This is a genomic window from Metabacillus rhizosphaerae (assembly GCF_037201795.1).
Classification (GTDB): Bacteria; Bacillota; Bacilli; order Bacillales; family Bacillaceae; genus Metabacillus; species Metabacillus rhizosphaerae.
Window position 1 is genome coordinate 1,655,704 of the sequence record NZ_CP147403.1, and the last position, 22,038, is coordinate 1,677,741.

The window sequence follows — 22,038 nt, forward strand, 5'->3', positions numbered from 1 at the left end:
TCGAAAGATTGGATATAATAAAACTTAATACAGCTTATTTTATCATATTATTTCAATTTTAAAAATGGTACATCTAACTAACGATAAGATGGAAATCTTTCATCTAGTCGAATACAATGGAGAAAAAGAATAGTGGTGGGGATAGAATGAAATCAGTTGAGATTTGTGTATATGGGGCGGAGATTCTTTGTCCCAGCTGTGTGAATTTACCATCAGCTAAAGAAACATATGAATGGCTTGATGCAGCTTTAAAAAGAAAGTATCAGAATCAGCACTTTACAATTACCTATATTGATATTCACCAGCCTCCAAACGACCCTAAAAAGCAGGAAATGGCTGAGAAGGTATTAAATGATGAATATTTCTATCCGCTTGTTGTCATTGATGGAACGGTTGTTGGTGAAGGAAATCCGCGGTTAAAAAAGATTTATGAAACGATGGAACAACACGGGTATGAGAGTAAATAGTCAATAATAAAATAAGCGGAAGTCTCAAACCTCGAGTCTTCCGCTTGTTCATCGTTTAAGGAAATTATAAAATTCTTAAACTGTGGATAAGCGCTCGACATCCAGCTCCAACGCCTAGCCCCTCGAGGTCATAAGATGATTTAGAATTGAAGGCAAAGAACGCCTTCTATTCTAAATCATCTTATGCTTGTCGGGGCTGATCAAGGCGCTTGCGCTTTTGTACCTATTTAACCATTATGATATTTATACATCCATAATACCCCGGATTTTAATAAACGTGGTACTCTTCCCATTAGTGGTCGATCGTTTACTAAACCAAAGCCTTGTTTTTTACCAAGAGATCCAAGAACACCTTTAAGTTTAAATGGAGGGAATGATTCTGGAAGAGGCTCCTCATTCCATTTTTTTTGTAAGACTTGGACAATTTGTTCTGCTTGCGCTTCTGCTAGTTGAGCACTTGGGGCATGTGGAAGACTAGCACAATCACCTACGACAAATGTATCCTCATAATTTGGAATATAGTGCTGAGTCGTTAGGACGACACGACCTTGAGCATCCTTTTCAACTGGAAGGTCACGAACGATTTTATTAGGTTGAATACCTGCTGTCCAAACAATCACATCACAATCAAAGGGTTGATCATGGTTATAAACAACATTAGGTTCAACCTTTGTGATATTAGCACCATTAATGATTTCCACTCCGTGCTCAGTAAACCATCTTTCCACGTAACTGCTTAGTCGCTCAGGGAAGCTAGCTAAGATATGCTTTCCGCGGTCAAATAACTTAATATTTAAATCCTTACGACTTTCCCTTAATTCACTAGCAAGCTCAACACCGCTAAGCCCTGCTCCAACAATTGCTACAGTGGCATCAGCATTTAAATTGTTTAATTTTTGATACGCATCACGTGATTGATCAATCGATTGGATGCTATAAGTATATTCATTTGCGCCAGGAACATTATGATACTTGTCCTCACAGCCTAATCCAATGATTAAGTCATCATAAGGAACAATTTCTTCTTCATTTATGACAACTTCTTTTTTGTCAAGATTTACAGAAGTCACTTCCCCAAACTTTGAATGGAGACGTGGATGTTCAGGAAAAGAAACACGAATGTGATGATCAGAAATTGTACCGGCTGCAAGTGCATAATACTCGGTTTTAAGACAATGATATGGATTTTTATCTATAAGTGTAATTTGAACATCTTCTGGCAAATGGTTTGGTAACAATCTAAGTAGAATTCGCATTCCACCGTAGCCACCGCCAAGAATCACTAGATTCTTCATCTACGATACCCCTTTTTCCCCACGTTTTTGATGTTGATGATATAATAAAAATCAAGAAATAATACGTTAAATAATTCAAAATTTCATAAAAAGTATAACGAATTTAAGCTGAAATCACAACACATTATCAGAAAAAGCTTTAATTAAATAGTGAGAATTACTCGTAGAACATAACTGTTAAACACAAAGATGGATTATTTAGTTAGTGTTTACAAGAAAATAATCTTTTTTCAAGAAAAAATTTCCCATCCAAGATATGTGCCTTGACCTCAATATAATAGTATAATAAAGTTTGGACGTAAGTGTCGATTCCTATGGAAATAGGGAGCAGTAGAGAGGTGTAAAAAATGAAGCCGATTATTGAGTTTTGTATAAGTAATTTAGCAAATGGAGCTCAAGCTGCATTAGAACAGCTTGAAAAAGATCCCAATTTAGATATTATCGAATATGGATGTTTAGGATATTGCGGTAAATGTAGTCATTCCCTTTATGTATTGGTTAACGGAGAAATTGTTACGGGTACAAATGCTAATGAGCTTGTTGAAAATATTTATATTTTTTTAGAAGAAAACCCAATGTTTTAATAATCAATACCGATTGGCGTATTTTCGCAACGATATAAATGTAAGGTAATGATTAGCTAAAAGTCCATTTCCTTCATAATCATAAAAAGGAGCTTTTTAATACAAGCTCCTTTTCGTCTTTATCCTAATTTCTTTTCTCGCATTTCTGCCCATCGATCCTTCGTCATTTCAACAATACCTTTTTCAATTGTTTCTTTTTGATTTTCTATGACACGTGAGAAGTATTTTGTTGCCTGTTCTCTCATTCCGAGTGGCTCTGACATATTTAGATAAAACCTTTTTTGTTGTATACTTTTCTTGACAGATCATGCATGTAACAGTTTTATTATATAAATAATCTAGTTCTTTTATCATGGGTGATCACCCCTTTATACCTGGAAAGATGTGATATTTTCGTTTGATAAGTAAAGTAGACCAAAAAATAAGCAAAAAGAACTAGCTGAAGTGTAAATTAAAAGAGGGAAAACAATAAAATAAAAGCCTCCTACAACGGCAGGAAGCTTTTACTTCTATAAAACGGGGGATAATTGTATTGTGTTCATATTTCCAACATTTTATACTAATAAAAACAAAATCTTTTGGAGGATAAAATGACTTCATTTAAATTTACAAAAATGCACGGACTAGGTAATAATTATATATATGTTAATCTTTTTGAGGAGCAGCTTGAAGAAGCGAAATTACCTGAAATCGCTAAACAAGTAGCAAATGTTTATACTGGAATCGGCTCTGATGGATTAATTTTAATCTGTCCTTCTGATAAGGCTGAAGTGAAAATGAGAATTTTTAATAATGATGGCTCTGAAGGTAAAAATTGTGGCAATGGTTTACGATGTGTTGCGAAATATGCTGTTGAGCATAAATTAGTATTAGATACAGAATTTAAGATTGAGACGTTATCAGGTCTTGTAGAAGCAAAAGTACAGCTCGAGAACGATCAAGTAAAATTAGTAACTGTTGATATGGGTGAACCGCGATTATTAAAGTCTCAAATTCCAATGGCTGGTGATGGTAATGAAAAAACGATTAATGAAAAAATGGAATTTGACGGACAAATATATGAAGTAACAACTGTATCAATGGGAAATCCACATGTGATTTTTTATGTAGATGACATAAATCAGGCACCTGTAACAACATTAGGACCAATTGTTGAGAAGGACGAACGCTTTCAAGAAGGTGTAAATGTCGAGTTTGTACAAGTGGTATCAGAAAAAGAACTTCATTTTAGAGTATGGGAAAGAGGTTCAGGCGTAACACAAGCTTGTGGTACAGGTGCTTGTGCTGCAGTTGTTTCATCTGTTCTAAACAACTATACAAATCATGGGGAAGAAACTACGGTCCATCTAGCTGGAGGAGATTTACAAATAAAATGGACGAAGGCAGGAACTGTTTTAATGACTGGGCCAGCAGAGGTTATATGTGAAGGAACCTATTATTTGAGTGAGTGAAGACTAAGTTGTATACTAAATATATAATCATTTCATACTGAATAAGGAGGTATACGGATGAATGATGTAGTTATAATTACAGAAGCTGCTGCTTATCAAATAAAAGATATGATGAAAGACCATGAAGAAGAAAATGCTTATCTTCGTGTAGGAGTAAAAGGTGGAGGCTGTAGTGGTCTATCCTATGGAATGGGATTTGAACACGAAATCACTGAAGAGGATCAGGTTTTAGAGCAACATGGATTAACGGTTCTGGTAAAAAAAGAAGATGCACCTATATTAAATGGAACTAAAATTGATTACAAGCAATCAATGATGGGCGGGGGCTTCACAATCGATAATCCTAATGCAATTGCTAATTGTGGTTGTGGGTCATCGTTTAGAACTGCGGCAAATACAGGTACTCCTGAAGAGTGTTAAAAGACTTACTGAAAATGGATGCCATTAATCCCTAGATAAGTAATGGAACCAGACTTTCTTAAGCTATGAATTTTTCTATTCATAGTTATAGATGGTCTGTTTTTTTTTATGAAGGTAGGAGTTTTCATTTCTCCTATCGAATAAAGATTAAGATAATGATTAGGAGAGTGAGAAGAAATGAAAATTAAAGTTATCATGAATAGTGGCAAAGAGTACGTGGTAGTAGAAGATAGTTATTCAGTAAATGACTTTAAAAACACTCTTTACAATGAACAACCAAATGGAAGGGTACTGCATAACGGTTTCATCTATCTTGATCATGAAAAGAAAATTACGATTAACCCTACTCATATCTCCTCAATTGAAGTATTACAAGAATAAACAAGTCCGATAATAAACAAAACGACTGATCCATTTCAGTCGTTTTGTTTTATAAAAAGAATACAATTAGTTAAACAAACTTGTACTATGTAAAGGCTGGACACGTGCTTTTGGATCCATAAATGCTTTTGCATTATTAACAGCAGTTGGAGCTTCACCAAATCCGCTTGCAATAAGCTTAACCTTCCCATCATATGTACAGATGTCACCAGCTGCATAAATCCCTTCAATATTTGTTTCCATTTTAGAATTAACTATAATAGAGTTTTTCTCTATTTCTAAGCCCCAATTTTTTATAGGTCCAAGTGAAGAAACAAAGCCATAGTTAATAATTAAATCATCAATATCAACCACTACTTTACGATCTCCCTTTACTTCCTCTAACACGATCTGTTCTATGTTGTCCTCACCAATAATCTCAGTCGGAACATATGGAGTTAGAATATTTACCTTTGAATTCTTTAATAACTCTACACTATGTTCATGTGCTCTGAATTTATCTCGTCTGTGAATAAGGCTAACACTTTCTGCGATAGGTTCAAGCATAAGGGCCCAATCAACTGCGGAGTCGCCTCCACCACAAAGTGCAACACGTTTACCGGCAAATTTATTTAAATCATCTACAAAGTAATGTAAATTTTTGTTTTCATAGTTTACAGCTGTATCGAGCTCTAGTTTTCGAGGTTGGAATGCTCCATTACCTGCAGTTATGATAATTGTCTTCGTATAATGGATTTCGTTGTTTGTTGTTAGCTTAAATACACCGTCAGCCTGTTTCTCTACATGTTCAACAGCTTGCTCTAGAGCAACAGTTGGTGAAAATAGTCCCATTTGTTCTTTGAGATTATCAACGAGCTCCTGGGCTCTCACTTTAGGAAAGCCTGCGACATCATATATGTATTTTTCAGGATATAATGCGGAAAGCTGACCACCCAGTTGGGGAAGACTTTCAATGATCTTGACGCTTGCTTGTCTCATTCCGCCGTAAAAAGCAGTAAATAAACCTACAGGTCCTCCACCGATGATGGTAATATCATAAACCTTAGTATCTTCTTTCACATGTCATCCTCCTCTGTTTAGAGTATACAAAACCTATGTAGAAATCTTACCATAAGTGAATTGACTATTTCATTTACTTTTACTTGCTTGTTCTAAATATCATATGACAAAGTTTGGTTTTAGTTGTGGTGAATGTTGTTATATTTAAGGGCATTAAATAGTATTTTCCATAAAAATATAAGATTATAAAATATTTTCAGATAAATTAATACTCTTTTGTAAGAAAAAATTACTTGAAAAAATAATTTTAAATAGATAATATGGAATATAGGTGTAATTATATATTTTTTTATGTATTATCAAGGAAATATACCTTCTTTATGCGAAGGTAAGTGAATGATTTCACAAAGTTTTATCTTTCATATCAAAATAAAATGTTGTATTTCAGTGGATTATAGTAATAGACATAATTCGATTTTTACAACAATTTTAAAGAAAAGGTGGATGTTTTCGGTGAGAAAGCCAAGAGTTGTCGTATTAGGTGCAGGGTATGGTGGATTAATTACAGTAACTCGTTTACAAAAGCAAATAGGTGTAGACGAAGCAGAAATTACATTAGTGAATAAAAATGATTATCACTATGAAACAACATGGTTACATGAAGCATCAGCAGGTACTTTACATCATGATCGTGCTCGTTATCAAATCAAAGATATCATTGACAACAACCGTGTGAAATTCGTGAAAGACACAGTTGTTTCAATTGATAAAGAAGCTAAGAAAGTCGTTTTAGAAAATGGCGAAGTTGAATATGACTATTTAGTTATTTCCTTAGGTGCACACCCTGAAACATTTGGTATCCAAGGCTTGAAGGAATTTGCATTTGGAATCACAAGCATTGATTCTGCACGTCAATTACGTGAGCATATTGAATATCAATTTGCTACTTATAATATGGAAGCAGAGAAAAAAGACGAACGCTTAACAATTGTAGTAGGTGGAGCTGGATTCACAGGTATCGAATTCTTAGGTGAATTAGGTAATAGAGTACCTGAGCTTTGTAAAGAGTATGATATTGATTTCAAAAAGGTACGTATTATCTGTGTTGAAGCTGCACCAACAGCATTACCAGGCTTTGATCCTGAGTTAGTTGATTATGCAGTAAACCATTTACAGAAAAAAGGTGTAGAATTTAGAATCGGTACAGCGATTAAAGAGTGTATCGAAGGCGGGATCATTGTTGCGAAAGATGATCAAATGGAAACAATTAAAGCTGAAACTGTCGTATGGGCTGCTGGTGTTCGCGGAAACAGTGTTGTTGAAGAAGCTGGATTCGAAAACATGCGTGGACGTGTAAAAGTTGATGGTTACTTACGTGCTCCAGGACATGATGATGTATTCATCATTGGAGATTGCGCTTTAATTATAAACGAAGAAATTAATCGCCCTTACCCACCAACAGCACAAATTGCGATGCAACAAGGAGAAGTTTGTGCTAAAAACTTAGCAGTTGCAATTCGCGAGCGTGGGGAAATGGGTACATTCACACCAGATATTAAAGGTTCTGTTGCATCTTTAGGCGAAAATGATGCAGTTGGAGTAGTATTCGGTAAAAAATTAGTAGGAACGAAAGCATCATTCATGAAAAAAGTAATTGATAACCGTGCATTATTAATGGTTGGTGGACCTACATTAGTATTGAAAAAAGGTAAATTTAACTTATTATAAGAACAAAAGCGCAAGCGCCTTGATCAGCCTCGGGCAATAAGATGATTTAGAATAGAAGGCGTTCTTTGCCTTCAATTCTAAATTAGCTAGACCCTAGAGGGGCTAGGCGCTGGAGCTGGATGTCGTGCGCTTATTCACAGTTCAAGAATTTTATAATTTCTTAAACGATTATAAAACGGTTTTATGATGGAAAAGGGACAAGAGCTAAGTGCTTTTGTCTTTTTTCACATGGTAACCAAAGGGGGAAAACAATGACATGACACAGTCAAAGCGGGGAAACGTGTGGTTAGCTGTATCCGGTATTGTTCGGAATGAACAAAATGAATGGCTTGTTGTTAAGAAAAAATACGGTGGGCTAAAAGGAAATTGGTCCTTACCAGCAGGCTTTGTTGAACAAGGAGAAACAATAGATGAGGCGGTTCTTAGAGAAATTCAAGAAGAAACAGGAATAATGAGTAAAGTTGAAGGAGTTATTGGCATTCGTTCTGGAGTAATTAAAGATGTGATTAGTGATAACATGATCATTTTTACCCTTAGAGCCACAACAAATGCTATTACTGTTCAAACAGATGAGCTCGAGGATGTAGCATTTATCGATCCTCAAATACTCCTTCATGATCCAGCTTCCTCTTTGTTGCTTAAGAGTTTTGCTAAAGCATCCTTTGAAACAGAGCTGAAAAAATATGATCACTATAATCCTGGCGATCATTTTGGTTACCGTGCTTATACCCTATTTCTATAATTTTCTTAATTATATGAAAAAACTAGCTAATTAAAGAAAAACCTAAATGTATTCGCTTACATGAATAACAACGTAAGATTATCTCCCTTTTAAATTGTCAGAATAATTGATATATTAATAGGACCATTAACTAAAGGAGAGACATTTATGAATACAACAACTGAAGTTGAAACAAAAGAATGTCCTTATTGCACTGGAAAAGGCTATTTTCAGTTACTATTAGGTGGATCTGAAACTTGTAATAGCTGTGAGGGAACTGGGAAGAAGTCATAAAACGTTCACTGAGTTGGCATTGACTGTCTATCGTTAGTTCAGTACACTAAAATAGGTGTAATGGAGGTGATAGGCATGTTAAGCTTACCGGTTTTATTAATTTCAATGCTTTTATTTTTAGTTTTATTTTTTGGAATTGGATTTTTATTAAATATGCTTTTACGAATGTCTTGGATCATGGCGATTGTGTATCCTATTGTTTGTATTTTTATTATAGATAATGTTAGGTTTATCGAATATTTTCAAAGTCCTAGTGAATCCTTTGCTGCTTTGGGCAATAAAATTGTTTCATTAGCGCTTGCAGATATACTTATTTTAGCTTGTGGCCTGTTTGGAGCGATCATTTCTGGAGTTGTTATTAAAATGCTCCGTAAAAGAGGGTACCAAATGTTTTAGGTGAATCTTTTTATACTTAAATGAGAAGTCTGACACTTTAGGGTGACAGGCTTTTTTGTGTTTTCTATTTTGAGTATTTACTTAGAAATTCCTCCTTTATTATTAAAGATTTATCAAGGTAATTAGTGGACGCTTTTAAACTGTTAATATATGTATTTTTCCTGTTTGTGAATATTCTCTCTCCAATGTGGGAACGAATAGATTTGTGAGAGGAGTGAATAGGAAATAAATGATAAGTATAAAGAGAGTTAGTAAAAGGGTGTTTATGGCCTTATTATTTTTAGGGGCATTAACAACAACGTTTGAAGCGATATCAGGTGTAGAAGCAGAGGACGTTAAGAACTGGTACGATCTTAAAGTTTCAAGTTCAAGTGAAACCCTCGATCATGTAAATGTAAATGAGGATGATGATTCCTTCAGAGTTTTAGGGTTAACGTTTAAATCAATGAATAATGAACCAACTATTGAAACACAGGTTTCCTCAAGTGTTGAAACAATTAATCACGATGTATCACTTGAAGATGCTTTTGATTGGTCTCAGTATCCTACGAAAAAAGTTATCGCAACAGGTTATACAGCAGGTGTAGAATCTACTGGTAAATATCCCAACCATCCAAGTTATGGAATTACATATTCAGGTGTAAAAGTAAAACGTGATTTATACTCGACTGTTGCTGCAGATACAAGTGTATTTCCGATTGGGACTATTCTTTTTATTCCTGGATATGGTTATGGAGTCGTGGCAGATATAGGCGGTGCAATAAAAGGTAATAGATTAGATCTCTATTATGAGACGGTAACAGACGTATACAATAATTGGGGGAAGAAGCAATTAGATGTATATGTTGTGAAAATGGGCGAAGGTAAATTAACGGAAGAACAATTAGAGCGTTTGAATGAAGAGGAATCAATGCAAGTTTTTAGGCAAAAGTATATAAAAAGTAAAACAAAAAGCTAGTATTGCCTACTAGCTTTTTGTTTTATTACGTTTCTATTGGGTGAGATGCTGGAAAATAGTCTGGATGTAATAAGTATGAGAGCTTTTGTAAACCAACAAGCAAACGAGGAGAGGGTCTACAGAATAATGATTCTTCAAGTAAATGAATTTGACCATTTTGTACAGCTTGTAAGTCAGCTGCGTCTTTTCTCTTCATAACGTGCTCACGCTTCATTCTAGATTGCTTTACACCAACCCATGATAAGCAGATATGCTCTGGATTTCTAGCGACAACATCCTCCCATGTTGTTTGCACACTAGCAAGTTCAACATCATCAAAAATATTTCGAGCCCCTGCTAATTGACTTAATTCAGTTAGCCAGTTGACTTTTCCTGGAGTGAAAATCGGATTTGGCCACCATTCAAAGTAGACTGTCTTAGGTTGGTGGATCGTAGCAGCTATGTTTCGATATGTATCAAGAGTGTTGTTAAATGTTTCAATTGCAAGTGTCGTTTCTTTCCTGTTTCCAATGATATCTCCTAATGTTTGAAGATTTTCTGCGATATCTTGGAAAGTTTGTGGATCAAATACAATATGAGGAATATTTCGATTCTTTAAAGCTTCTACGTTTTTCTCCATACCAGGAACACTAAGGGACGCCAGCACTAAGTCTGGTTTATAAGTTTCGAGAAGATCCATATTAATTGAAAGGTCAGGTCCTAATCTTGGAAGCTGACAAAGCTCTTCTGGCCAATCAGAAAAGTCATCTAATGCTATGAGGTTATCTTTTAAACCGAGATATACAGCTAGCTCTGTGTTGCTAGGACAAATTGAAATTAGTTTCATTTAGATCCTCCTACTGGCAAAACTAAAATTATGTAATCAAGCCATCACAAAAATGAAGTATAAACAAAGTGACAAAACAATACCTGTTAATCCACCGAAGAAAACTTCAATTGGCTGGTGCCCAAGGAGTTCCTTTAGCTTTTTTTGCTTCTCTTTTTCAGCTTGTTGCGGCCAAACCTTTGCTTCTTCAACAAATCTATTAAAATCAAGGACAAGCTGATTTAAAACAGTTGCTTGTTCTCCAGCGTGTCTTCTTACCCCTGTTGCATCAAACATCGTAATAATAGCAAAAACAGCTGAGATAGCAAAGATTGAAGAGTCAAGCCCATGATCAAGTGCAACCCCTGTTGAAAGGGCAGTAACTGCTGCTGAATGAGAGCTAGGCATTCCACCTGTGCTTGTCACAAGGGACCAATCCCATTTTTTTGTAGCGATAAATTGAATAGGTACTTTTACGAATTGTGCAAAGAAGATTGCTGCTAAAGATGAAAGTAAAGGGAAATTATAAAATAATTCCAAAGTGTCTACCCCTCTCATTGATGTGAATGCTCAGGATTGCGCTTCCATTTCAAAAGCTGTTTTGTTCTGATACAATACAGTATGTATTCATTAGGTAAGGTTTGAGCTCTTTGTATACAGTGGTATATAAGCTGCTAAAATGAAAGTGTGAAAAAGATTTTCTTCATTATAGCACATCTTGGTAATGTTCTCAGACATCATTATTTGTCTTTTCACTAAAAATGGAGGTGTTGTAAATGTTTAATGTACATAATCAATTAGAACTGAATGAAAAGCATGAAACACTTGTGATTGGATTATATCAACAAAACAGTAAACTATCAGGACTAGCTGCTGAATTAGATAACCAATTGGATGGGCAAATTACTGAATTAATGAAGGCTGGGGACCTATCTACAAAGCGAAAGTTGATTACTAAAGTACATACCCTTGGAAGGCTAACGATAAAACGTATATATTTTGTTGGATTAGGAAAAGAAAAGGAAATAAAATTCGATTCAATAAGAGAAGTATTCGGAACCTTATTTAAAGCGGTTCAGGACGCAAAAATACAGGATGTCACAATTGCGTTAGACACGTTCGTTACAGATAATGTGGATCAAAGTGAAGCTGCCCATGCACTAGCAGAGGCATTTGCATTATCTACCTATAAAATAATTGATTACAAACAGAAAGCAAATGAGCCTGAAAAGAACATTGAAAAGATTCATGTTGTAGCAAATACAGAAGAGATGGATGAGATTAAATCAGGATTAGAGGTTGGCTATGCGTTTGGTATGGGGACAAATAGTGCAAGAACCTTAACAAATATGCCTCCGAATCTATTAACAGCAACAGAACTAGCCGCATACTCAATTGAGTTAGCGGAAAAGTATCAGTTTGAAGTTGAAATTCTAGAGAAGGAAGAAATGGAGCGGCTTGGAATGGGAGCATTACTCGCCGTGAATAAAGGTTCTGAAGAACCCCCAAAGATGATTGTTTTAAAATATCAAGGAAAAGAAGAGTGGACCGACGTCATCGGCTTAGTCGGAAAAGGAATTACTTATGATACAGGCGGTTATTCAATTAAACCGAAGGATGGCATTGTCGGCATGAAAACCGATATGGGTGGAGCTGCAGCAGTACTAGGGGCAATGGAGATCATTGGGGAAATTAAGCCAGAGCAAAATGTTGTAGCTGTTATTCCTTCAACAGACAATATGATTAGTGGTGGAGCTTTTAAACCTGATGATGTCATCGTTTCATTAAGTGGAAAAACAATTGAAGTATTAAACACAGATGCAGAAGGTCGTTTAGCTCTTGCAGATGGTATTACATATGCCAAGCATCATGGTGCTGATTATTTAGTTGACATTGCAACTCTCACAGGTGGAGTGATCATAGCATTAGGGACTGAGACAACAGGTGCAATGACAAATAATGAAGAATTGTTTGAACAAGTGCTACAAGCATCACATGAATGTACTGAGCCAATCTGGCGCCTGCCAATTACTGAAAAAGACAAAAAGCGCGTTCGAAATAGCAAGATGGCAGACTTAAATAATTCACCTGGACGAGAAGGTCATGCCATCATGGCAGGAACCTTTATAGGAGAGTTTGCTGAGAGTACGCCATGGGTACATTTAGATATTGCTGGTACAGCTACCACCTCTAAAGATAGTGATCTTGGTCCAGAAGGTGCAACAGGGGTAATGGCAAGAACACTAGCAGCATTTGTAGAGCGGTTTGAAACAGGTAGATAAGTAACAGACAAGGAATCGGCTGGAATGGTCGGTTCTTTGGTTTTTTCTCCAGTAAAATGTTAGTTGCAAGATAAAGTAGTGAAGTTGCAAGAAAAACTTCAGAATTTGCAAGATAAAGTAGTAAAGTTGCAAAAAAAATTAAGAATTTGCAAAATTAAAGACCAAAGTTGCAAAAAAGGGACTTAAATAAAGATAAAAATATTTCTCCCAACTTATTTTATATCCTGAATCTATTAATATAGTGTCACGTCCCTATAATTTAGTCTGCTAATTAGATAAATTCACCATTGACACAAGAAAAAAGGATATGGTAAATTTAATTCTGTTATTTTATTTCTCTACCACATTAGCAAACTAAAGGATTTTTGGGGGTTTTAATTTTGAATGCTGTTGTAATAGCTGTTATTGTGATGCTTATTTTGAGCTTATTAAGAATAAATGTAGTCTTTGCTCTCGTTATTGGAGCTTTTATTGGTGGATTATCCGGTGGTTTGGATGTAGCAACGACAATCCAAACATTTACAGATGGTTTAGGTGCAAATGCAAATGTTGCGCTTAGCTATGCTCTGTTGGGAGCTTTTGCTGTTGCTTTATCAAAAACAGGCCTACCAGATGCAATGGTTTCTGGTGCGATCAAACTAGTAGGTCGTGAAGGTGAGACGAAACGCAAAACTCTTTCAAAAGTACTCATTATCTTTATGATCCTTATTATGGCGATTTTTTCTCAAAATGTAATACCTGTTCATATAGCGTTTATTCCAGTCCTGATCCCACCATTATTGAAAGTGTTGAATGAGCTTCAAGTGGACCGCCGTTTAATTGCGACTGTTTTAACTTTTGGGCTTATTACACCTTACATGTTTTTACCAGTTGGATTTGGAGCGATATTCCATGAGATTATGCAAAAAAACATGGAGGAAAGTGGTTTAATTGTATCTTTAGCGGATATTCCAACAGCCATGGCCATTCCTGCGCTTGGAATGATAGTTGGACTTTTAGTTGCTGTGTTTTTCACTTATCGTAAAAACAGACAATATGAAACACGTGAAGTAGTCGGACAAGAAATGAATAATCCGTACACTAAGAAAACGCTAAGTATTGCAATCATTTCAATCATTTTGTCACTTTCAGTTCAGCTTTATCTTTCACAAAAGCTTGGAGTTGAAGGCATGATATTTGGCGCTCTAGCTGGTTTAATCGTTTTATACATTAGTGGTGTCTTAAAGCGGAAAGAAGCAGATTTCGTTATTACAAATGGTATGAAAATGATGGCGTTTATCGGATTTGTTATGATTACAGCATCTGGATTTGCAAGTGTCTTACAGGAAACAGGTCATGTTGAACGATTAGTAGAGGATGGAGCAAACTTAATTAATGGTAATCAAGCGATCGGTGCATTGCTGATGCTGATCGTCGGCTTACTTGTAACAATGGGGATTGGTTCTTCATTTTCAACGATACCAATCATCACAACAATCTTTGTACCATTATGCCTTGAATTAGGATTTAGTCCTATGGCGACAATTGCGATTGTTGGGACCGCATCTGCTCTGGGTGATGCTGGTTCACCAGCGTCTGACAGTACACTTGGTCCTACATCAGGTTTATCAGCAGATGGGAATCACAATCATATTTGGGATACCTGTGTTCCAACCTTTATCCACTATAATATTCCATTAATTATCTTTGGATGGATTGCAGCAATTATTTTATAAGACTCTTTAGTTGGTGCTTATACTCTTAAAAAAGGTTGCCTAATCATTTGTAAATTATAAAATTCTTCAACTGTCGATAAGCACACGACATCCAGTTCTAACGGTTTTGTACTTAGTTTTGGTGTCTAGCTCCAGCGCCTAGACCCTCCGGGACATAAGCCGATTTAAAATTGAAGGCAAGGAACGCCTTCTATTCTAAATCGGCTTATGCTTGTCGGGGCTGAACGAGGCGCCCTGAGCTTTTGTTCTTACCGATTATGATTAATTCTCTCCAGTAACTCCTCATCATCCCATTCTAGTACGATTTCTACTAATTCAGGATTCTTCTCTATGATTTCTTTCTCAAGTTGTTCTCTTTTGTTTATGTCTAAAAAATATTTTTTGAACACTAATGTTTTCATCGCTTTCACACCCTCTTCATGGACTCTACTAATTTTATTGACAAAACTAGTATTAATTATACATTTAATATGAAAAAATAGTAAAATAGTACGATTGCGAGGAATTTCGACAATCCTTACTCTTGTGTTCATTGTTTAGCTCGATGTATCATTGAATTATCCTATTTTTAGGAGGAGTATGTAGTGACTTGGATAAAAGAACATAAGCTAATTTTTACTAGTATACTTGTTTGTGTAATTTGTTTAGGGTTTTTAGGTGTTATTGTAGTTGATATGATTGATCAGAAAGCGGTATCTTCCTCACCTGTTGCTTCAAAAGAAGATAGCACCTCTAAATCTAAAAACAATCAAAAAAGCGAATCAACAGCATCAGAAACAATTACAGATAACCCTTTTGGTAGTAATAGCTCGTCTTTGGCAGAGGATGATGTGCTAAATTATATGCATGGAATGTCACACCAAAAGGTTGAAGCCGAAGAGAAATGGCTTCATTACGAAATGACAAATGAACGAATTCAATTTTTAATTGGAGTTGTTGAAAGTGATCGTTACGAAAAAAGCGATCTCTATTTAGATATACTTAATCGCTGGGCTGAGGGAGATTTCTCAAAAGCTGACAAAGATCATAATGCGATTTGGAATTTACAAGGTGGCACAATAGGAAAGGCAACAGGAGTATTGTCTACTGAAGAAGAGAAGCAGTATTTAGAAGATCATAAGGGGAGTATCCAGTAAAGAAGACAGCTGATAGCTGTCTTTTTTAAGAGATAAGACTTAATTTAGTTGTCTAACTTCCGCAATTCTCATTAGGCAGCAATTCTTTTGTTTGTTGCTCTTGTGACAGCGAAATAAATTCGTGGGGCAATTAGCGCACCTAAAATGGTGAATGCAGCATCTTTTACGATAAACCATGCCATTACAGCCCAGGCGGTTCCGTATGACATTGGGGCATTTATCCAAACGTTTAATGCTAACCACATATAAGTTGTACCGATAAAGTAGATAAGAATAATTCCAACAAATGAAGCAGTGAAGAATGTGAATTTATTTTTCTCTTTACTTAATTCTAGGATTTTTCCTACAGCATAAGCAGTAAAAATATAAGAAATAATAAAGCCACCAGTACTGCTGAAAATAACACCTATCCCACCATTAAATTGTGCGAATACAGGTGCTCCAGCAATCCCGATTAATGCATAGATGATCATTGATAATGCGCCAAGTCTGCTGCCTAAAAGGAGCCCTGCTAATATACAGAAAAAGGGCTGCATGGACAAAGGAACATTTGCGATTTGAAGAAATGGCGCCCAAGATGTAATATTAGCACCAACTGCCATTAAAGCAGCAAACATTCCAACTAAGGTTAGATCATATGTACTTAACTTTCTTTTCATTATTATCCCCCTTATCAAGACAATTTCCATACTGAAAGAATAATCGAGGACTCAGTATATGTCAACTTTATTTTTATATAAGTTAACAAAAGGTGAAAGGTATGATTACTATGTATTTTGGCAAAAAAAGAAACACCTCTACATCAGATCGGGTACCACCTAATCAAAATGTTACAACAACATTTCCTGTTCTACATAATGGTAATGTACCTTATTATGATGATATTTCGAAATGGAATTTACAAATATATGGTTTAGTCCAACATCCGAAGCTTTACTCACTAGAAGATATTCTGACACTGTTTCCACAGGTGGACCTTTCCAATGATATTCACTGTGTAACAGGTTGGTCAAAGCTAGATGCAAGCTGGCAGGGAATAAGAGTGAGGGACATTGTAAAGGACGTGAAGATACAAGAGAATGCCCATTATGTCATTTTACATGCTGAGGAAGGATGGACAACCAATCTCCCGGTAGAAGATTTTTTAAAAGAAACAAGTCTCCTTGCACACTCCTTTAACAATGAACCGTTAACACCAGAGCATGGTTACCCGCTTCGAGGGGTATTTCCGCATCTTTATTTTTGGAAAAGTGCAAAATGGCTTCGAGGTATTCAGTTTACAGAACACGATCATCCTGGGTTTTGGGAACGGAATGGATATCATATGAAGGGTGATCCGTGGTTGGAACAGAGGTATAGTTTTGATTAACTAAATATAACAGGTGATCCTATATTTAAGAGCACCTGTTAATCCTTCTTACTAAGTTATACTAAAAGTTTATTGAAGTGGGAAGCAATTAATAACTTTAATCATTATCCCTTTCAAGTTTCCTTTTATCAGGAGCTAGTTCCTCTGAAGCTTCTGTTTGATACCGCAAAGTGTTTACTTTAAGAGTAGATTCCTCAGTTCGTAAAATATTTGCTCTCATATATCTATGGAAGAAGCTTTCAAATAGGGCAACACCAATTGCAGTTAACAATGAAGCCATAAACACATTATTAGTATTGGCGGTTATATTTGAGAGAAAAAACCATGTTAAAAGCATAGCTAGTGCAAAATCTGATATTGTTGCGGTTAGATTGCTCGTTCTTGGAAGTAATAGCAAATCACCTAGGATATAAGAAATAACTCCTAATAGAAACGTTAAAGCTAATATATTCCCAAAGGAGTAGTTAAAGCCTATTCCTAGAATGACATATATTAGAACTAAAGAAGCGACTGTCTTAATAGCAAGCGCCTTAATATGTTGCACACAAATCACCCTTCCTTTTGAGAGTTATTATGTGCGTTGGTTTACATGGTTATGCTAAAAAAAGAGTCTGAATCAAAAGCATAAGCACCTCCTATGTTAGAAAATAGGATATGTAACATAGCTTTCAATACAGTCACTTCTTATCAGCCTTTTAAATCAATTGATTTACCTATAGATGGGTGTGGGGCTTCTAACATCTTTAGCATTTCTTGACTATTTTGCTGTGCGGCCTCCATTGTTTTCTTAGCTAAAGCGATGCCAACGCTTTGTCCGAGAGAAGCCTGGTTTAGATTAATTGATAATGCTGCGATATCCAAAGTGTTCACCATCCTAATTCTTCTATCGGATTATGTTAGTTAAAAGTAAAGCAATTAACGAGAAACGTTTCGTTTTAATGAATGTAAATCTTCCTCAGCATTCATGTTGCGTTCATTGATAATTTTAATCGCATCCTGTACTCCCTCATTATAAAAATAAGGTCCGAGCTTTTCTAAACAAAAATCAAGAAATGCTTCTGCTGCAATCTCACCGATTTCCTCATCTCTTTCTTCGTAAAAAAAGCTGATTATTTCTTCTTTTATTCCATCCTTTGTTTCTTTGGGTAATTTAATAAACATATTAGAATCTCCTTTATGTATTCGTAAGTTAAGGCATCTCGTCCCTCTCCAGCAAACAAAAGGAGACAGACTAAAATCTCATCTGTCACATTCAATTCTAATTCATTAACTGTTCATTTTCTAATACATCTTCTAAGTTTTTGTATAAATATCCAAGATCTCTGGCAACTGCTTCATATGTCACTTGTCCAGCGATTACGTTTACGCCAGCTCTTAAAGCCGCATTGTCATTAATTGCACGATATACGCCTTTGTTGGCAATTTGTAGAGCATATGGTACTGTTACGTTTGTGAGAGCAATTGTAGATGTCCGTGGTACTGCCCCGGGCATATTTGCTACAGCATAATGTATTATTCTGTGTTTTTCATATGTTGGGTTGTCATGTGTTGTAATATGATCCACTGTTTCAACAATTCCACCTTGGTCAATGGCAACGTCTACAATGACAGAACCAGGCTTCATTGCCTGCACCATTTCTTCTGTTACTAAGGTTGGTGCTTTGGCACCTGGGATTAGTACTGCGCAAATAAGTAAATCTGCTTCTGCCACAGCTGTTGCAATATTTACTGGGTTTGACATTAATGTTTTGATTTGCGTTCCAAAAATATCATCTAATTGACGAAGACGTTCTGCACTTAAGTCAATAATTGTTACATCTGCACCTAGGCCAATTGCCATTTTTGCAGCATTTGTCCCAACGACACCACCACCAATAATTGTCACTTTTCCTCGGCTGACACCAGGTACACCAGCAAGTAAAATTCCTTTTCCACCCTTTGGCTTTTCAAGGAACTGAGCACCGATTTGAGCAGCCATACGACCTGCAACTTCACTCATTGGTGTTAACAATGGAAGTGTATGATTCACTGTTACTGTTTCATAAGCAATAGCCGTCACAGCTTTATCCTTTAAGCATTTAGCTAGTTCTGGTTCAGCAGCTAAATGCAAGTAAGTAAATAAAATGAGACCTTTTCGAAAGTAGCCGTATTCTGATGGCAGTGGCTCTTTTACTTTCATGACCATTTCAGCATTTGCCCAAACCTTTGCTGGATCCTCAACCAATTCTGCACCTGCTTTGACGTAATCCTCATTTTCAAAGCCGCTTCCTATACCAGCATTTCTTTCAATTAATACACGATGACCACAAGCAACAAGCTGGGTCACGCCACCAGGTGTTAATGCTACACGATTTTCATTGTTTTTAATTTCTGTAGGAACCCCAATAATCATAAAAACTCATCCCCCTAGAAGCATTTTGTTGCATGAATAGTACTTTGATAAGCGCTTAGACATCCAGCTTTAGCGCTTTTGTTCTTGTTTAGAAAGTAAAAGTTTTTGTACTTAGTTTTGGTGTCTAGCTCCAGCGCCTAGCCCCTCGAGATCATAAGCCACAAATGAATCGAAGACAAAGAACGTCTTCTATTCATTTGCGTCTTATGCTTGTCGGGGCTGATCAAGGCGCTTGCGCTTTTCTTATATAAAACAAGTATATTGAAAATGCTTCTAAACATCTTTGTTTAAAAAAGAGAAAGATTTTTCTTCCTTTTGTGAAATTTCACAAAGACATGCGATCAAGCTTTATATCTAAGTAGATTGTCATTTTTTGATTTAAGCTTTTGAGGTTCAGCTCAGATATTTCAGTTATTCTTTTTAAGCGGTAATTTAGTGTGTTCACATGAATATTTAAAGCTTTTGATGCATCATGAACATGGCTGTCATTGTCTAAAAATATTTCAAGTGTTTGGACTAAATTTGTCTTGTGATGCTTATCATATTCGATTAATTTTTGTAAGGAATAGTTCATTAATCCTTGTTGTTTTCGTTGTTCATATAAAATGTCTAAATATTGATAAATACCCATCTCTGAAAAACTATGTAATTCATGTGTTTCGCTCGGAAACCGATTTTTAATTGTTAGTACAGCTAATGCTTCCTTATAGCTTTTTTCAATAAAAAGAGGTTGTGTAGATATCCCGCCGATACTTGCAGTTACATTTGTAAAGGTAAAACGTTCGTTTAGCTGACGAATCGTAAACAGAGTGAACAGTCTTATATCTGTGAGAGGTGCATCACTTTTTGCTGATAACAGGATAATTAGTTCATCAAAATCAACAGTATATAGAACGATATTTACTTGCTGTGTTGTTTGTAATAAATAGGAAAGCTTTCTTTCTGCTGCTTCATTTAACTTATGAGGGAATTTAAACACTACGATAGAAAAAGGAATAGGCAGATGTAAGTTCAATTCTTGAAAACCTTCATTAATTTCAACTTCAGTGGAAATATGGCCTGTCAATAGCTTCCAAAAAAACTCCTGATTTCGTTCCGCCTTTTTTGTCTTACGTATTTGCAAATTCAACAGTTTATTTTTCACTGCTTGGGCAGCTTTTTTTAAGAGCATGAGTTCTTCCTCTTTAAGGTGTTTATTTATTTCTAATGCCCAAATAAATCCTAGTACTTCATCATTTTTCCAAATTGAAATGGCAATCCGATTTCCTAAACCAACTTCATCAATCTGACTTACCCTTATTGGCTCATCTGTGCTTAATAATTTTGGGATCGTACCATCCTTCCATAAGCTATTAATGACTTTTTCAGGAACGCGTCTTCTGATAATCGTCGAAATTCTAGCTGGATCTGTACTTTCATCATGCGTACTATAAGCTAGTAACCTATGATTAATATCTTCAATTGTAATTGGACATTGCAATACTTCACTTATTCGATCAGCAACATCTTCTAATCTTTCAAAATGATAATATTTAAATGGATCATTTGAAAATTCACTCATTATATCCCTACTTTTTTAATAATACGTGAGAAGTGGATTATGTCCGAGAACACTAGGTGTAATTAATGTTCTCTTATCATTATATTTTATCGTTTCTAATTCTTGCTTTTCAATATAGGCTATGATAAAAATGACAATTGAATATAGCTTGAACGGAACAAGTGAAAAAGGAGAGGAATAATAATGGACTATTATATTATAACTGGTGGATCTCGAGGTTTAGGAGAGGCGATTATAACAGAATTGCTTGATAAGGATAAAACGATCTTTTATTTATCAAGAACAAATAATTTAACTCTTGAAGGGTTTGCTAGAGGCAAACATGCTTCGATTTATTATGAAGAATGTGATCTTTCTGAAGTAAGTCAATTAAAAGCAAAAATAAAAAGTATTTTTTCAAAAATAGATCTTTTAAAGGCTAAGAAAATTACTTTGATCAATAACGCAGGAATCGTAGATCCAATAAAAAATGTAGGTGATGCGATTGAAGAGGAACTTAGCCTAAATGTAAAGCTTAATTTGCTTGCTCCAATGATCATGAGCGAATATTTTATTAATGAAACGAAGGAATTTGCCGGTGAAGCTGTCATTGTAAATATAACATCTGGTGCTGCAAATCGACCTATTGCCGGGTGGAGTGCATATTGTAGTACGAAAGCAGGCTTAAACATGTTTACAAATACAATAGGTTTAGAACAAGGTGAGCGTGAGAATAAAGTGATGGCGATAGCATTTTCCCCTGGCATTATGGATACAGAAATGCAAGGGGTGATACGCGCTGCTGAAAAGAAAGATTTTTCCTCCATTGATCAGTTTAGAGAGTATCATCAAAAAGGAATGTTACGAGCACCAAGTTTTGTTGCTAATATTCTCGTAAAGCTTTTATCAAGTTCTTTAGAAAATGGTCGAGTATATGATATAAAGGAGTTTGTTTAGTCTTTTTGTAAAGGAAATAAAGTTGTCTTTTAAATACAAAATTTAATAAAATTTATAAAAAATTGTAAAAAAGATTCGCAAAAATTGTCAACTGATGCAATAATATATATGAAGGAAATGGGCAAGGAACACTAAATTATTATTATTA

At 35.6% G+C, this 22,038-nt stretch carries 27 protein-coding genes and 1 pseudogene; 15 read left to right on the top strand and 13 right to left on the bottom strand.

Translation table 11 applies throughout. From position 1 onward, the window contains the following. Window positions 1-146: 146 nt before the first annotated feature. Entirely contained in the window at window positions 147-467 is a 321-nt protein-coding gene (locus WCV66_RS07915; protein WP_338788557.1) for a YuzD family protein, read from the top strand. A gap of 227 nt (window positions 468-694) precedes the next feature. Here the strand turns inward: WCV66_RS07915 and WCV66_RS07920 are convergent, their stop codons facing one another. After that, entirely contained in the window at window positions 695-1,762 is a 1,068-nt protein-coding gene (locus WCV66_RS07920) for an NAD(P)/FAD-dependent oxidoreductase (RefSeq protein ID WP_338788558.1), read from the bottom strand. 347 nt (window positions 1,763-2,109) lie between these two features. Here WCV66_RS07920 and WCV66_RS07925 point away from each other — a divergent pair, with 347 nt between their 5' ends. After that, window positions 2,110-2,346: a YuzB family protein gene (locus WCV66_RS07925; protein WP_338788559.1), complete on the top strand. Its 237-nt coding sequence runs from the start codon at window positions 2,110-2,112 to the stop codon at window positions 2,344-2,346. A gap of 119 nt (window positions 2,347-2,465) precedes the next feature. Here WCV66_RS07925 and WCV66_RS07930 read toward each other — a convergent pair whose 3' ends face one another. Beyond that, window positions 2,466-2,609, bottom strand: a complete 144-nt coding sequence (locus tag WCV66_RS07930; RefSeq protein WP_338788560.1) for a hypothetical protein — start codon at window positions 2,607-2,609, stop codon at window positions 2,466-2,468. A 19-nt stretch (window positions 2,610-2,628) separates the two neighbouring features. Then, window positions 2,629-2,700 (bottom strand): annotated as a pseudogene (locus WCV66_RS26800) (hypothetical protein); the annotation flags it as partial. 236 nt (window positions 2,701-2,936) lie between these two features. Here WCV66_RS26800 and dapF point away from each other — a divergent pair. The 3 genes from dapF (at window position 2,937) to WCV66_RS07945 (ending at window position 4,598) form a co-directional block, all read left to right on the top strand. Continuing rightward, on the top strand, window positions 2,937-3,797 hold the full coding sequence (gene dapF, locus WCV66_RS07935) for a diaminopimelate epimerase (RefSeq protein ID WP_338788561.1): 861 nt from the start codon (window positions 2,937-2,939) through the stop codon (window positions 3,795-3,797). Window positions 3,798-3,854: 57 nt separating this feature from the next. Beyond that, window positions 3,855-4,217, top strand: a complete 363-nt coding sequence (locus WCV66_RS07940) for a HesB/IscA family protein (RefSeq protein ID WP_066330346.1) — start codon at window positions 3,855-3,857, stop codon at window positions 4,215-4,217. A 177-nt stretch (window positions 4,218-4,394) separates the two neighbouring features. After that, a complete protein-coding gene (locus WCV66_RS07945) occupies window positions 4,395-4,598 on the top strand; it encodes a hypothetical protein (protein WP_066330345.1) in 204 nt (67 codons plus the stop codon). Between the two features lie 66 nt (window positions 4,599-4,664). Here the strand turns inward: WCV66_RS07945 and yumC are convergent, their stop codons facing one another. Beyond that, the gene (gene yumC / locus WCV66_RS07950) at window positions 4,665-5,657 is read right to left on the bottom strand and encodes a ferredoxin--NADP reductase 2 (protein ID WP_066330344.1); all 993 of its coding nucleotides are present in this window, start codon (window positions 5,655-5,657) and stop codon (window positions 4,665-4,667) included. Between the two features lie 444 nt (window positions 5,658-6,101). On the opposite strand from yumC, the gene WCV66_RS07955 reads away from it, so the two are divergent. From WCV66_RS07955 to WCV66_RS07975, 5 genes are all read left to right on the top strand, one after another. Beyond that, window positions 6,102-7,325 carry an NAD(P)/FAD-dependent oxidoreductase gene (locus tag WCV66_RS07955; RefSeq protein WP_338789415.1) on the top strand — a complete coding sequence of 408 codons (1,224 nt, stop codon included), beginning with the start codon at window positions 6,102-6,104 and terminating at the stop codon, window positions 7,323-7,325. A 256-nt stretch (window positions 7,326-7,581) separates the two neighbouring features. Further along, entirely contained in the window at window positions 7,582-8,067 is a 486-nt protein-coding gene (locus WCV66_RS07960; protein WP_066330342.1) for an NUDIX domain-containing protein, read from the top strand. Window positions 8,068-8,214: 147 nt separating this feature from the next. Then, window positions 8,215-8,340 carry a YuiA family protein gene (locus WCV66_RS07965; RefSeq protein WP_185653733.1) on the top strand — a complete coding sequence of 42 codons (126 nt, stop codon included), beginning with the start codon at window positions 8,215-8,217 and terminating at the stop codon, window positions 8,338-8,340. A gap of 75 nt (window positions 8,341-8,415) precedes the next feature. Continuing rightward, a complete protein-coding gene (locus tag WCV66_RS07970) occupies window positions 8,416-8,736 on the top strand; it encodes a YuiB family protein (protein WP_066330341.1) in 321 nt (106 codons plus the stop codon). Between the two features lie 229 nt (window positions 8,737-8,965). Further along, window positions 8,966-9,694 (top strand): 3D domain-containing protein, encoded by a 729-nt coding sequence (locus WCV66_RS07975; protein WP_338788563.1) that lies wholly within the window; start codon window positions 8,966-8,968, stop codon window positions 9,692-9,694. 25 nt (window positions 9,695-9,719) lie between these two features. On the opposite strand, the gene WCV66_RS07980 is transcribed toward WCV66_RS07975, so the two are convergent. Together WCV66_RS07980 and WCV66_RS07985 are read right to left on the bottom strand one after the other, a co-directional pair. Next, window positions 9,720-10,520: a cobalamin-binding protein gene (locus tag WCV66_RS07980; protein WP_338788564.1), complete on the bottom strand. Its 801-nt coding sequence runs from the start codon at window positions 10,518-10,520 to the stop codon at window positions 9,720-9,722. 36 nt (window positions 10,521-10,556) lie between these two features. Further along, window positions 10,557-11,039, bottom strand: coding sequence for a divergent PAP2 family protein (locus WCV66_RS07985; RefSeq protein WP_066330338.1), 483 nt, complete (start codon window positions 11,037-11,039; stop codon window positions 10,557-10,559). A gap of 236 nt (window positions 11,040-11,275) precedes the next feature. Between WCV66_RS07985 and WCV66_RS07990 the strand changes: the two genes are divergently transcribed. Both WCV66_RS07990 and WCV66_RS07995 read left to right on the top strand, forming a co-directional pair. Then, window positions 11,276-12,781: a leucyl aminopeptidase gene (locus WCV66_RS07990; protein WP_338788565.1), complete on the top strand. Its 1,506-nt coding sequence runs from the start codon at window positions 11,276-11,278 to the stop codon at window positions 12,779-12,781. Between the two features lie 380 nt (window positions 12,782-13,161). Continuing rightward, window positions 13,162-14,496, top strand: a complete 1,335-nt coding sequence (locus WCV66_RS07995) for a Na+/H+ antiporter family protein (protein ID WP_066330336.1) — start codon at window positions 13,162-13,164, stop codon at window positions 14,494-14,496. Window positions 14,497-14,744: 248 nt separating this feature from the next. Here WCV66_RS07995 and WCV66_RS08000 read toward each other — a convergent pair whose 3' ends face one another. Next, window positions 14,745-14,897, bottom strand: a complete 153-nt coding sequence (locus WCV66_RS08000) for a hypothetical protein (RefSeq protein WP_157094355.1) — start codon at window positions 14,895-14,897, stop codon at window positions 14,745-14,747. Window positions 14,898-15,080: 183 nt separating this feature from the next. Here WCV66_RS08000 and WCV66_RS08005 point away from each other — a divergent pair, with 183 nt between their 5' ends. Further along, window positions 15,081-15,632 carry a DUF6241 domain-containing protein gene (locus tag WCV66_RS08005; protein WP_338788566.1) on the top strand — a complete coding sequence of 184 codons (552 nt, stop codon included), beginning with the start codon at window positions 15,081-15,083 and terminating at the stop codon, window positions 15,630-15,632. Window positions 15,633-15,703: 71 nt separating this feature from the next. Here WCV66_RS08005 and WCV66_RS08010 read toward each other — a convergent pair whose 3' ends face one another. Continuing rightward, on the bottom strand, window positions 15,704-16,291 hold the full coding sequence (locus WCV66_RS08010; protein WP_338788567.1) for a biotin transporter BioY: 588 nt from the start codon (window positions 16,289-16,291) through the stop codon (window positions 15,704-15,706). A gap of 110 nt (window positions 16,292-16,401) precedes the next feature. On the opposite strand from WCV66_RS08010, the gene WCV66_RS08015 reads away from it, so the two are divergent. Beyond that, entirely contained in the window at window positions 16,402-17,001 is a 600-nt protein-coding gene (locus tag WCV66_RS08015; RefSeq protein ID WP_066330372.1) for a sulfite oxidase-like oxidoreductase, read from the top strand. Between the two features lie 97 nt (window positions 17,002-17,098). On the opposite strand, the gene WCV66_RS08020 is transcribed toward WCV66_RS08015, so the two are convergent. The 5 genes from WCV66_RS08020 to WCV66_RS08040 form a co-directional block, all read right to left on the bottom strand. Further along, window positions 17,099-17,545 carry a YndM family protein gene (locus tag WCV66_RS08020; protein ID WP_338788569.1) on the bottom strand — a complete coding sequence of 149 codons (447 nt, stop codon included), beginning with the start codon at window positions 17,543-17,545 and terminating at the stop codon, window positions 17,099-17,101. Between the two features lie 143 nt (window positions 17,546-17,688). After that, on the bottom strand, window positions 17,689-17,874 hold the full coding sequence (locus WCV66_RS08025) for a YjfB family protein (protein WP_338788571.1): 186 nt from the start codon (window positions 17,872-17,874) through the stop codon (window positions 17,689-17,691). A gap of 42 nt (window positions 17,875-17,916) precedes the next feature. After that, entirely contained in the window at window positions 17,917-18,162 is a 246-nt protein-coding gene (locus WCV66_RS08030; protein ID WP_338788572.1) for a DUF2164 domain-containing protein, read from the bottom strand. Window positions 18,163-18,259: 97 nt separating this feature from the next. After that, window positions 18,260-19,393 carry an alanine dehydrogenase gene (gene ald / locus WCV66_RS08035; RefSeq protein WP_338788573.1) on the bottom strand — a complete coding sequence of 378 codons (1,134 nt, stop codon included), beginning with the start codon at window positions 19,391-19,393 and terminating at the stop codon, window positions 18,260-18,262. A 325-nt stretch (window positions 19,394-19,718) separates the two neighbouring features. After that, window positions 19,719-20,954: a PucR family transcriptional regulator gene (locus WCV66_RS08040; RefSeq protein WP_338788574.1), complete on the bottom strand. Its 1,236-nt coding sequence runs from the start codon at window positions 20,952-20,954 to the stop codon at window positions 19,719-19,721. Between the two features lie 183 nt (window positions 20,955-21,137). On the opposite strand from WCV66_RS08040, the gene WCV66_RS08045 reads away from it, so the two are divergent. Continuing rightward, window positions 21,138-21,890 (top strand): (S)-benzoin forming benzil reductase, encoded by a 753-nt coding sequence (locus tag WCV66_RS08045; RefSeq protein ID WP_338788575.1) that lies wholly within the window; start codon window positions 21,138-21,140, stop codon window positions 21,888-21,890. Window positions 21,891-22,038: the final 148 nt, after the last annotated feature.